The following is a 12,527-nucleotide window of genomic DNA, read 5'->3' as shown; positions in this document are numbered from 1 at the left end:
TTAGGAGTGTCAGTAAGGGATATCAAGAAGGTCATTAATGATGGATAAAAAGGCTCATCATAAAATAAGGCAATAAACAGATTTAAAGATGTTTATTGCCTTAATAAAAAAACGAGAGAATAGCTATGTTATGAAAGACAGCTAAATTCACGAATAAGTTGTGCTATTTTTTCTGCACCTTTGTTCGATTGCGTCAATGTAATGGTATAGATTTCACTATTTTTATCAGTAATAACAATCTCTTTAGATATTTTTCCTTTGACAATCACATTCTCAATATCATCGTAAGGAAGATAAAAAGAGTCATATAATTTACTCAGAACGCAGTAAACGCCATCTTCTGTTAAGACAACACCATGATCACCTTTACCAAATACCGTTTCATCAAAATAATAGCGAATATCGTTTTTATTGAATAACGGTTCACCCAATACATTCATCGCTTTTTGATAGAAGTGTATTATTTTTTTATTATCTAAGTCGCTATGATGATAAAAATGTTGGTCTTTATTTGTTTGATATTCAGTCACTTTAGCCAGAGACATATAGGTGACTTCGGATGATGTTTTTGAGGTATTATCTTGCTGTTTAGGCGTAAGGTTTCCCGCAACAGAAGCGGTCACTGCACCAGCTCCTGGCAATATTGAAGTTGTGGTAGTGGTAATTGTTCTGGAAACTTCACGAGTGTAATTGCTGACAATTGTGTCACCACGCACATAACCTGAGACGTTTTGTGTCACTCGAATAGGAGAAGTGGTTGTACTGATCACTGTTCTAAAGGCTGAACGTACTGCTGAAACAATGGTAATAATTAAGATGGCGATAAGAGGGGCAGAGATCCACATTAATGAAAGTTTAAAGAGTTGATCTTTGGTCGATGAGGCTTGTTTTTTTAATCGATTATTGTAGTTAAATGCGACAACAACATAAATAAGACCAGCAATGATACGAGGAATATAATTAATTTCATAACGACTGGCTAATAAATCAATTAAGGGATAAGCCAAGCAAGCATAGAGAATGATACTAAAAATGGCTTCAGGAAAAAGACTTTTTATACTGTCCACGGCCTTGGCAATATTATAAATTATCCAGCCAATCAGGATAATAGGCCCAATAAAAGGAATAATGCTGGCAACAATAATGATCAAAAAGCCTTTTAGTATCCCCCAAACTATCTCTGATGCATGACCTTCAGAAATAAGGAAATAGATAAAATAGGCAACAGATGAAAACATAATAATAGGTAAAGTAAAAAAGGATAACTCCGGCACGATAAAACTAGGTGCCCCTATTAATAGCATGATATAAAAACAGATATTTTTTGATTCATTATTGGAATAGTCAATTTCTGAATTGCTAGACATCATAGTACCTAAAGGGAGAACAATAATGGCGAAGATAATACATGATATTGACTTTTAATAGATACAGTTTAATTACGCATTTTGTAAACCATGATTTAAATAATAAATATTTAATATAAACAAAATATAATTTTTGTTATTTAGGAAGTGTGGGTGAAAAATGTTTCTTAATAGTGTCGTTGAGATAAAATGTGAGATACGACTTTATGTTAATGATTATTATTGTTATATCTTATAAAAAATAATATTGTTTATAACTCACTGATAAAGATAAACATTAACTTTTAGTAAAGGAATGTTTATCTAAATAGAATATTGATACTAGTATTAGAAATAGGTAATTTTACGGTTTAGATCCACCTATATAACTCAATTTCCATTGTTTGATTTGGCTTTTAGGGTTAATTAATGTGAATTCATAGTGTTCAAAATGAGCAAGCACTTTTTTAAACTCAATCGTTGCTTTATCTAAATCCCAAGATTTAGGAAAATAAAAACCATCAAAAGAAATATTTTCTAATTTTGCAATAAACTGATGAATAAATTCATCGAAGCCCGCATAAGTCAGTGCAATTTTACCTGTCCAGTCAATATGAAAAGTATTATTTTTCTGGCGTTGAAAGGTAATTCGATGATTTGTACACTCATCATGACCTAATAAATAAAGACTAAAAGCTGGGACTTCTGCTCTTTCTTCATCCTCATCGGTATCACTATTAATTTGAGGAACAATATCAACATTAAATTGATGATGAATAAAGCTATCAAAATCGAACGGTGTATTTCCTGTGCTGAGTAAAATACCTTGATCGTCAGACCAATAAGTGGAAGAGAGAGTACAGCAGTGATAATTATCCCAAACGATTTGATCTTGCCAGTGTGCAAGACTGGTATATTCTTGTTCATCCTCTGACTCATCATCATCTATATCTGCACAATAATCCTCACCCTCACTTAAATAATAATCAGCACTTCTAAGGTGAAGATCAAACCAAAGTTGCCCATGTTTATCTAATCGTCCAGACCAGGCAAATTCTTTGATTGCATGAGGTTTAGGATAAGCACTATCAATGAAAGTAATGGTATGTGAAGGTGTTGTCATTATTATGGTCTTATTCGTGTCACATTTTTATCACGTAGCTAAAGTGATAAAAATGGACTGAGTTATGATAAAAAGAGGGTAAAGATAAAATACCATAAATTGAGCGATAAAATGGATATCAAATTAGTGAGGATAGAATGTTAACTGCGTTAAATCAGTGGTTACCAATACCTTTATGTCCGATAAATCGAGGTGAAGGTAAGGAGTGGCCACTTATTGATAATCAATACACCTTTCCTCAAGACTATATTGAATTTGTTTCACAATATGGATCAGGACAAATAGCCAATTTTATTACGTTGTTTAATCCATTTAGTGAGGATGACTATCTTAATTTCTTTCAGCAAAAAGAGGCAGTTCTTAAGGATTTTGATTCGTTAATACAGTCTGATCCTGATTATTATACTTTTCATCTGTACCCTAAAAATAATGGGCTGTTACCTATTGGCGAGACAGACAATGGTGACACACTTTTTTGGGTTGTTTCATCTAATGATAGCTGTTTATGGACAATAGCCATTATTCCATCCAGAGCCTCTGAGGTGGAATTTATTGCAGAAAATCTGTCAGGGTTTTTAGAAGGGGTTCTATCAAAACGAATATGTTGCCAGTCATTTCCGGCAGGGTTTCCATCAGAGAATATAACGTTTATTTCAGACAGTTGATGGGTTATTTGCCTATGGGTAATTGAGTTACCAGGTGTGTTGTGGCAAGCCCAGTAAGGATGGAGATGCTAAAGCTAATAAGTGTACCCAACATAACATATTCTGTTAGTTTTTTATCTTGGTCATTTTGTAACTCACCAAATCTAAATATAGATTTGGCTGCTAGTAAAAAACCAATTGCTGCAAATTGGTTTAAAAGAATGAAAGTTAAAATAAGCATTCTTTCCAAATAACCAATAGATTGACCAGCAGAAACGAGCGTTGAGCCTTCCTCTGCGACAGGTGTCCATTTTTTGAGTAACATATAAATAAGGATGGAAATCGGCTTTAAAATAATGATGTAGGCAAGAATAACAATCAAATATTTATAGTTAATGTTTTTAAAACTAAGATCATGGAATATCTGAGTATTTTGATCAATCAATATTATCCATAAAAAGGTAATTACGAATAAATGAAGAGCTTGATCAGTAATAAACCATCTTAAAGAGTTATCAGTATAGGATTTTCCAAGATCAAAAAGATAGTGTGTTATTAATACAGTTACACTGTAAATAAAAATAGAACCAAAACTTATCTCCGTTATTAAAACTAGAATAATAAAGGTTATTCCTCCTTGCAGTAGCGAGTGTAGGTAAAGTTTTTTAGATTTGTAATGTAGAGTATTTCGCGCTTCTATCCATGCTTTAGGTTGTAAATAAAAATCAAAAGCAATATGAGCAATATAGAGAGAAATAAGAAGCGCGAAATTATACATATCAATAAACCTTGTTAATTAAATAATTAAGGTATTGAATATATTCATCTATTAACTGGTAGTGGCTAGCATTTAATAATCTAGTAATATTACTTCTCGATTTTTTTAATTCATCAGCGATAGCATAGTGAGATTTATCTTTATTGACCATGTATTTAAGTAAAACTTGCGCTTGTGCTCGAGTAATTTCTTTGAGTTGTATATTTAAATACTTAGTGACTAAGGTAATATTTTGTTGAAAATCTGAGCTAGATGCCGATATTGTCAAAATTTCACCTTTCATTTTATCGAGTCCTTCGCCAGATAAAATAAAGGCCTCACCAATTGAGGTTCTTACATCATTACGCAATGAGTCAATTTTGCCAATGCCAATACTTTGACGAGCACTGATTTCTAGATTTGACGTTTTTAGTGCTAATTGGATGACAATAGCGACTTTGATAGCATCCCCTGCTTGTAAGCAAACAATCTGGAAAGAATCACCGCGGTATCGATCATATTTAATTGGTAACTGTTCTGAGAGTAATTGAACTGTCTGCTCCAAAGTGTAGAGCATAAGGTCATAGTTTGGGATGGAGATATTTTTAGAATCGATAATATCGCCTGTAATGACACTTACGATGTCTTTATTCATCTTTTGGCTCTTATGGTTTTATAGGATGAGCATCATGTTACCATATTTGGTAACATGTTGCTATGTTACTATATTTGGTAACATGCTCATTAACTTTTATAGAGAAAGTATGAAAAATAAGCAACAAAAAAGCCTTTTCTGGAAAACCAGAAAAGGCTTTTTATAAAAATAGACCTAACTGACTAGGATCAGTTCATGCCGTATTTTTTCAGTTTCTTACGCAGTGTGCCGCGGTTAATGCCCATCATTTGTGCTGCACGCGTTTGGTTGCCACGGGTGTACTGCATTACCATGTCCAACAATGGCTGTTCAACTTCAGCCAATACTAGCTCATATAAGTCATTAACATCTTGACCGTTTAATTGAGCAAAATAGTTCTTCAGTGCTTGTTTAACTGAGTCACGTAAAGGTTTTTGGGTCACCTGATCTTGTGAATTTACGGTGGCAACTGTTAGTACGTCTGAATTTACGCGTTGTTCGAACATAGTTCTGTCAGCTCTTTTATTTATTTACGCAAAAAATTTTCGAAATATGCTTCCAACGCCTCCAGCTGTTCGCTGGCATCCTCTATGGCGTTGAAGGAGCGCCGAAACTGGTCATCAGGGGCATGTTCCTTGAGATACCAAGAGACATGCTTGCGTGCAATGCGAGTTCCTTTGCCTTGACCGTAAAAGTCGTGCAACTCACGCACATGCTTTTGCATTATTTGTTGCACCTCTACAATCGGTAGAGGGGGCAACAGTTCACCTGTGTCCAGATAGTGCTGGATTTCCCGAAAGATCCAGGGTCTTCCCTGAGCAGCGCGACCGATCATCAAAGCATCGGCTCCAGTGTAGTCTAATACTGCTCTGGCTTTTAGCGGGTCTGTTATGTCTCCATTCGCAATAATGGGAATAGAAACATTCTGCTTAACTGTCCGAATGCTGTCGTATTCGGCTTCCCCTTTGAACAAACACTCGCGTGTACGCCCATGAATAGTGAGAGCCTGAATACCACAACGTTCAGCCAATTTGGCAATCTCTACACAGTTACGTTCATCAGGTGACCAGCCAGTACGGATCTTGAGAGTAACAGGTACGTCTACCGCGTTAACCACAGCAGAGAGGATCTCTGCGACAAGGTCGGGATGACGAAGTAGTGCTGAACCCGCTAGCTTTTTATTCACCTTTTTTGCAGGGCAACCCATGTTAATGTCGATAATTTGAGCGCCACTATCTGCGTTTATTTTCGCAGCAGCCGCCATATCAACGGGATCACTTCCTGCAATTTGTACGGAGCGGATCCCCAATTCATCACTATGTACCATTCGTAACCGAGACTTGTCTGTCTGCCAAACCTGAGGATTGGAAGAAAGCATTTCAGAAACTGTCATACCCGCACCCATATCATAGCAAAGCGACCGAAAAGGTCGGTCTGTAACGCCAGCCATGGGAGCCGCGATAAGGCAATTTTTTAACTGATACTGTCCGATTCGCATAGATGAAAAGAGGGCCAAACTGTGACTGCAAGGGCGCGTATATTACGCATTTTTTGCCAGATATGAAAGGACAAAGTTTAACCAAATTGCGAAAAAAAGTTACTTTTTTACACTTGATTTTTTATGAATTGATTATTTAATCAATAAAAACATAATGTTATGTGTTTTTAAAAAATTAAAATTTGATGATGTAGAATTGATAAACAAGTGGAACTAAGTAGAGTTTATCAGGCAAAAATGTGATTAATGCCTGATAAACAATAATTAAGTGAAATTTTAACGCAATGAGATTATCTCATTTTGGTTAATATTTGTTCTATGTTATTTTTTCACACCGGTAATACGACACCACTCTTCTTTCTCTGCAACAGGATCTAAGTTAAATAATCCTTCATAGGCGGCAGCGACACCTTCTGCTTGTGTCGCTAATACACCAGAAAGACCTAGATGCCCACCCTGACGAGGCAGTGTACTGATAACAGGTGCAAGTTCACGTAATGGTCCAGCTAAAATATTTGCCACAACAACATCAGCACTGAGGTTATCAGGCTGGTCTTTTGCAAGATACAGTGTAAGTGCGTCAGATACGCCATTACGTTGTGCATTATCACGGCTTGCTTGGATGGCTTGTGGGTCGATATCAATACCAATTGCTTTAGCTGCGCCTAATTTTAAGGCCGCAATTGCTAAAATCCCAGAACCACAACCAAAGTCGATAACCGTTTTACCTTCTAAATCTAAACCATCAAGCCACTGAAGACATAATGAGGTAGTAGGATGGGTACCCGTACCAAATGCAAGACCTGGGTCTAGCATGACGTTGACGGCATTAGGATCAGGCACTTCACGCCAACTTGGGCAAATCCATAAACGCTCACCAAAGCGCATTGGGTGGAAGTTATCCATCCATTCACGTTCCCAATCTTTATCTTCGAGTTGTTCAATTTTGTGCAGGAAGCCTTGACCGAGTAATGGCGTATTTTCTAACATTGCCACAACGATTTTCATGTCAGTTTCTGCATCATATAAACCGATAACGTCAGTATCACCCCACAGGCGAGTTTCACCCGGTAAAGGTTCAAATATAGGGGTATCGTGACTATCTTGGAAAGTCACTGAAACGGCACCGCTTTCAACTAACTCATCACCAATAGCTTCGGCATTGGCAGCAGTTGCATTAAGTCTTAATTGTATCCAAGGCATAATTAATCTCTTTAAAAACGAATTCACTGTAATGATGTTGATTGTGGCAGAGTATGCTCTCCAAATCGATTAGCAACAAGAAATGCCACTAAGCTCAATAACAGTGAAGGAACAATAGGGTGGAATCCGGCTATTTGGATATTAAATGTCGCAAGAGTGGCATAAAGTGTGGCGCCTGTGATCATGCCTGCAATAGCGCCATAACGGTTCGCTTTTTCCCAATAAAGGCCAAGAACTAGAGGCCATAAGAAAACAGCTTGTAGGCCACCAAAAGCGAGTAAATTAAGCCAAATAATCATTGATGGAGGGTTCCATGCAGCAAACAGCAGTAGCACACCTAAAATCAAGGTCGAAAGGCTCGATAAACGAGAGATACGTTTCTCATTAGTGATCGCATGAGGAGCGATATTGAGATAGAGATCTTTGACTAACGTTGCTGAAGATTGTAACAGTTGCGCATTAATCGTAGACATAATGGCAGCCATAGGTGCTGCAAGGAAAATACCTGCTGCAATAGGTGGTAATACTTCAACCATTAACGTTGGGATAACCTGATCAGGGACAGTCAGATCAGGAATGATGGCCCGACCTAATGCGCCAGCAAAGTGCATTCCAAACATTAATAATGACATCACAATAGTGCCAATAATAATCCCTTTATGCATGGCTTTACTGTCTTTGTAAGAGATACAACGTACTGCAGTATGTGGCAAGCCTATTACACCAAAGCAGACCAGTACCCAGAATGAAGCCATAAAAGGCCCCGTTAGAATGCCATCCGCACCTTGAGGTGAGGTTAATGCCGGATCGATGGTATTGAGTTTTTGTATCGCAATATCTAAACCACCCGCTTTATAGATAATGGCAACCAGTAGGATAAAAGTACCGAGTAGCATTACAAGGCCTTGTAATGCATCGTTTAATACGCTAGCCCTAAATCCACCAATTGCGGTGTACAGTGCAATCGAGATCCCAAAGATAAGTAAGCCAAACTCATAAGGGATGCCGGCTGCGGTTTCTAATAGACGTGCGCCGCCGATAAATTGCACTGTCATGGCGCCGACAAAAGCGACTAATAGACTTAAACTGGAAAACCAAACGAGAAAACGACTTTTGTAACGCGCATATAGCATGTCGTTTAAGGTAACGGCATTATAACGACGCGCTAAAATGGCGAATTTTTTTCCTAATACTCCAAGGGATAGCCAAATTGCGGGAAGTTGGATCATCGAAAGCAATACCCAGCCAATACCATATTTATAGGCAGCACCCGGCCCACCGATAAAGGAGCTCGCACTAACATAAGTGGCAGTGATAGTCATAGCTAACACGAAGCCCCCCATGGAGCGATTACCCAGAAAATATTCGTTAAGAAACTCGCCTTTTTCACGCTTACGATAAGCATAAGCCGACAGCAGAAAGACCAACAGAAGGTAGCCAATCAGTGGCACTATGACCTCAGTTTGCATCGTCATGCTCATCTCCTAACGGCATATCTTTGAAAAAGTAGCGCACCATCAGATAGCACAATAGAAAAAACAAAACAGGTAAGAATAAGCATGAAAGCTCAAACCAAATAGGTAAACCAGTAATGCCTAGTGTGTTATCAGGTAAATAGGCGGTAATTAACCAACCCAACAAATAAATAAAAGTTAAAATTAGGGCCCAAAGGGCTTCTTTGTGGGCCTGAACAAAACGTTTGTCCATCTGTTCTCCCAATCTTAATAGGGTTAAAAATGAATGGGAGGATTGTACGGGAAAGTGCGTGTTGATTCAGTGAAAATTAATCACAAAGTCATGAGGGAATATTAGAAACTGACTATCTTACTGTTTTAAAAGGATTGTTGTTGAGTCTCTATTTAATGGGGCAATAAAAATAGAGATGATTTTTTATATTAATTGAGAAATGAAGTGTTGAAATAATCACCATAAATAGAATGTTTAAGATAATTGAAATAGGAAAAAAGAAGAGCAGACATTGAAATAGATTGATCAAATGTGGTGCTCTTCTTTGTTTTACTCATCTCATTAATTAAAAATTAAAGGGCATTTTTTATTCTTTCTAGGCCTTCTTTGATAATGGTGCGAGGGCAAGCAAGATTAATACGAATATAGTTATCACCATTACTTACAAACATATTTCCACCTTCTAATAAAATGCCTGTTTTATTGGCAAAATAGAGTGAAAGTTGTTGGTTATCGACATTTTCAGGTAAATATTCAGTCAAATTAATCCATGCTAAATAGGTCGAATCAGGTATTTTAAAGTTTGCTTTTGGAAAATGGGCCTGAGTAAATTCTTGTACTAATTTAAAGTTATCATCGAGATAGTTTCTTAGAGCTTTTAACCATTCATCACATTGAGAATAAGCAGCTTTTGTTGCAACTAAACTTAATGGCGAAATAAAGTCATCATAAAGGCGAAGCCATTCTTTTTTTACTTCTTCATTTTTAATAAAGATATGAGACATCAGATTACCTGCAAGATTAAATGTCTTGCTTGGTGCCATACAGGTAACAATTTTCTCATAATGAGGGAAGAGTTTAGCAATAGGTGTGTGTGACACTCCATTACGCAATAAATCACAATGTATTTCATCTGATATCATCCAAATATCATTTTCAACACAGAGTTTTCCCATCTTAATGAGCTCTTCTTCAGTCCACACTTTACCTGTTGGATTTTGAGGATTACATAAAATAAAGAGCTTAATATTAAGTGATTTATCCTTAATTTTGCGTTCCATATCTGCAAAATCAATAGAGTATTCACCGTCTTTTTCTAATAAATCAGAGTAGATCACTTGGCGAGAATTATAGTCTCCCGCTTGTTTAAATGGTGTATAAGAAGGTGTTTGAATAAGGATACTTTCATCTTCTTTTATTAATAAAGGTACTAGGCGGTTTAATGCAGGAATGATACCTGGAGATAATACAATTTCATGCGGATCAATTTCCCAATCGTAATGTCTTTGGCACCAATCTTTAAATATTTGGTAATACTCATCATCATATACTTTGGTATAACCTAATATCTTTCTATCTAGGCGTGCTTTAATGGCCTCAAGAACTTCAGGCGGAGTAGAAAAATCCATATCCGCAACCCACATTCTAATAAACTCATTATCAGCAAAGGCGAATTGTGCATCTTTATCTGCCTTAAAAATATATTGGCGCCAACCATCATAATTTAAAGCATCAGTATCTTTTCTATCTATAATTTCATCAAAGTTATATTTCATGGTAAACCTTTAATACGTCTAATTTAATTAAATAAATTTTAAGAAAGGGGAAATACAAAGCAGAATGCCCGTAAAGATAATCAAATACAGTGATCCACCTTTATAACGATGCAATGAAGGTACTTTGTAAACTAAATAAGCAGGAATAAGACAACCTACAATCCCGAAAATAGGGCTGCAGATTGAAGTGAACATTAATACTGGCAAATTAAGAACAATTGCACCCCATGCAATAATTACAGTAAAAATTACAATACATAATGTGAGGATTTTCTGATTAATTTTTTCTGCGGGAATAATACGAGTAAGAGCATTCATGACTAAGCCTTGCACTGCTTCTTTAAAGCCTAGATAAACGCCAAAGAATGCAGTCATTAAAGCAAATATGTTGAGTGCAACACCAACAGGAGTGACATATTTAGCCGCATCACCTTCAATAAATTGTGCTGCAATTGCTAAGGCCGAAATATTCTGCTCATAGGCTTTAACTGCTTCGTCATGGCCGATAGCAAAGGTAAAAGAAACAGCATAGAAGAAGACAACACAAAATAGTGTACCGAAAGAGATATTCATGGCTCTTAAGGCTTTGTAACGAGCGACTTCAATTGATTTATTTTTAGCTCGATAAGAAATAACCATCGGGCTAAGAGATTGAATAAAGAGAATAGAAGTCAGTGTGAAAGGTAGCGTAATAATGGCGTTTTTAATTAATAGGCTAAAAGGCGGGAAGGTATCGATATTTTTCGACAGATCCCACATGCTTATCATCATGACACCCAGTGCAAATACAACGAGTAATTTAGATAACACCATAAAGCTTGAGATTTTAAATAATAACTCTTCACTTCGTGATGCAATTAAGACGAGAAAAGAGATAAGAATTAAGCCATAAAAAGGGTTTTCTGATAGTAATCCTTCTGTTACGCCAAAGGTGTGTAGGTAAGATGCTGTATCATTAGTCAGTGCTGTTGGATAAGCAAAAATCCAAATCACTAACATTAAGAAGTAAAGTAATCCTAAAAACATTCCCCAGTTTTTACCAAGATAACCTTCGATAACACTTGGATAGTCTTTACATTCTTTAGAATCGGCAAGGGTATTAATAAATAAGCGTTGAAAGAGATACATGGCAGGGTAGCCAATAATAGAAGAGAGTAAAAACACCCATAATCCAATTAAGCCAACTTGCACAGGTAAGAACACAATACCAGCACCAATTGCCATCCCAATACTGATAATAATCCATCCCATATCAGTATTATCGAATCGTGTTAATTTTTTCCATTCTTCTTTTGAGAGAGAGGCCCTATCAACTTTTTGTTCTAATAAGGTCATACATGTGATCCCATGTGAAAGTAAAATTTATAGTATTTGTTTTGTTAAGTTTATTTTTGGAACATGATTTCTAATCATTTTGTATTAGCTGAATAACGATACTTCAAGAATAATTTTAGCAATTAGTGTGATTAATTATTTCTCCATATTGGAAGCTAGACGAACTTATTTATTAATAAAATTCGCTAAAATTGAGTTATAAATTAATTATCTTTGATAAAAATGTTATTTTGATTAATGTCACAGAGGTGCGAATAGAATGGATCTTGACAAAACGGATATGGGGATCCTGAAGCTGTTACAAGAAGAAGGACGACTGAATAATGCTGAAATAGCTAAACGTGTGTTTTTGTCTCCGCCCGCTTGTTGGAAACGATTAAAGGCATTAGAAAAAGGAGTGATCAAGAATTATCGCGCCATCATAGATCCTAAGCACTTAGGGTTTAATTTTTATGCCTTTATGAATATTACGTTAGATTTGCATTCTGAAGATAATATGGCGCACTTTGAACAAGAGATAATGAAGATTGATAATGTGATTTCTTGCCATAATATTTCAGGTCGATATGACTATATGTTGCAATTGGTCGTTAAAGACATGGAAGATTTTCATAACGTTTCCATGATGAAAGTACGAGCAATTGGCAATATCAAAGAAATGAACACCAGTTTTAGCATTCGAGAAATAAAACCCTTTAAAGGGTTTCCTATTAAATAGATGCTTATCAGAAAATCAGCAATAAAA

The 12,527-nt window shown here is 36.3% G+C and carries 13 protein-coding genes; 2 read left to right on the top strand and 11 right to left on the bottom strand.

Features of this window, described 5'->3' with window-relative positions; all coding sequences use genetic code 11:
- Positions 1–128 precede the first annotated feature (128 nt).
- Positions 129–1,367 (bottom strand): hypothetical protein, encoded by a 1,239-nt coding sequence (locus GWI68_RS01970; protein WP_109409239.1) that lies wholly within the window; start codon positions 1,365–1,367, stop codon positions 129–131.
- Between the two features lie 343 nt (positions 1,368–1,710).
- Positions 1,711–2,469 (bottom strand): hypothetical protein, encoded by a 759-nt coding sequence (locus GWI68_RS01965; protein ID WP_166539217.1) that lies wholly within the window; start codon positions 2,467–2,469, stop codon positions 1,711–1,713.
- A 137-nt stretch (positions 2,470–2,606) separates the two neighbouring features.
- Here GWI68_RS01965 and GWI68_RS01960 point away from each other — a divergent pair, with 137 nt between their 5' ends.
- Entirely contained in the window at positions 2,607–3,134 is a 528-nt protein-coding gene (locus GWI68_RS01960; RefSeq protein ID WP_166539216.1) for an SMI1/KNR4 family protein, read from the top strand.
- Between the two features lie 4 nt (positions 3,135–3,138).
- Here GWI68_RS01960 and GWI68_RS01955 read toward each other — a convergent pair whose 3' ends face one another.
- From GWI68_RS01955 to GWI68_RS01915, 9 genes are all read right to left on the bottom strand, one after another.
- Positions 3,139–3,891 (bottom strand): DUF3307 domain-containing protein, encoded by a 753-nt coding sequence (locus tag GWI68_RS01955; protein WP_166539215.1) that lies wholly within the window; start codon positions 3,889–3,891, stop codon positions 3,139–3,141.
- Between the two features lies 1 nt (position 3,892).
- The gene (locus GWI68_RS01950) at positions 3,893–4,525 is read right to left on the bottom strand and encodes a hypothetical protein (protein ID WP_166539214.1); all 633 of its coding nucleotides are present in this window, start codon (positions 4,523–4,525) and stop codon (positions 3,893–3,895) included.
- A gap of 188 nt (positions 4,526–4,713) precedes the next feature.
- Complete coding sequence (fis, locus tag GWI68_RS01945) at positions 4,714–5,010, bottom strand: DNA-binding transcriptional regulator Fis (RefSeq protein ID WP_004245342.1); 297 nt, start codon at positions 5,008–5,010, stop codon at positions 4,714–4,716.
- Positions 5,011–5,030: 20 nt separating this feature from the next.
- A complete protein-coding gene (gene dusB / locus GWI68_RS01940) occupies positions 5,031–6,002 on the bottom strand; it encodes a tRNA dihydrouridine synthase DusB (RefSeq protein WP_036938696.1) in 972 nt (323 codons plus the stop codon).
- 321 nt (positions 6,003–6,323) lie between these two features.
- Entirely contained in the window at positions 6,324–7,205 is an 882-nt protein-coding gene (prmA, locus tag GWI68_RS01935) for a 50S ribosomal protein L11 methyltransferase (RefSeq protein WP_166539213.1), read from the bottom strand.
- A gap of 23 nt (positions 7,206–7,228) precedes the next feature.
- Positions 7,229–8,674, bottom strand: coding sequence for a sodium/pantothenate symporter (panF, locus tag GWI68_RS01930; RefSeq protein WP_166539231.1), 1,446 nt, complete (start codon positions 8,672–8,674; stop codon positions 7,229–7,231).
- Positions 8,664–8,912 carry a YhdT family protein gene (locus GWI68_RS01925; protein ID WP_109409245.1) on the bottom strand — a complete coding sequence of 83 codons (249 nt, stop codon included), beginning with the start codon at positions 8,910–8,912 and terminating at the stop codon, positions 8,664–8,666. Before GWI68_RS01925 ends, panF begins: the two co-directional genes overlap by 11 nt.
- Positions 8,913–9,244: 332 nt before the next feature.
- Complete coding sequence (locus GWI68_RS01920; protein ID WP_166539212.1) at positions 9,245–10,447, bottom strand: PatB family C-S lyase; 1,203 nt, start codon at positions 10,445–10,447, stop codon at positions 9,245–9,247.
- Between the two features lie 27 nt (positions 10,448–10,474).
- Positions 10,475–11,782, bottom strand: a complete 1,308-nt coding sequence (locus tag GWI68_RS01915; protein ID WP_166539211.1) for an aromatic amino acid transport family protein — start codon at positions 11,780–11,782, stop codon at positions 10,475–10,477.
- 259 nt (positions 11,783–12,041) lie between these two features.
- On the opposite strand from GWI68_RS01915, the gene GWI68_RS01910 reads away from it, so the two are divergent.
- Positions 12,042–12,500, top strand: coding sequence for an Lrp/AsnC family transcriptional regulator (locus GWI68_RS01910; protein ID WP_072069791.1), 459 nt, complete (start codon positions 12,042–12,044; stop codon positions 12,498–12,500).
- Positions 12,501–12,527 lie beyond the last annotated feature (27 nt).

Source organism: Proteus sp. G2669, assembly GCF_009915245.1.
Taxonomy (GTDB): Bacteria; Pseudomonadota; Gammaproteobacteria; order Enterobacterales; family Enterobacteriaceae; genus Proteus.
The sequence above is the reverse complement of the archived record's forward strand: the minus strand, read 5'-3'. Positions and strand labels throughout refer to the sequence as shown.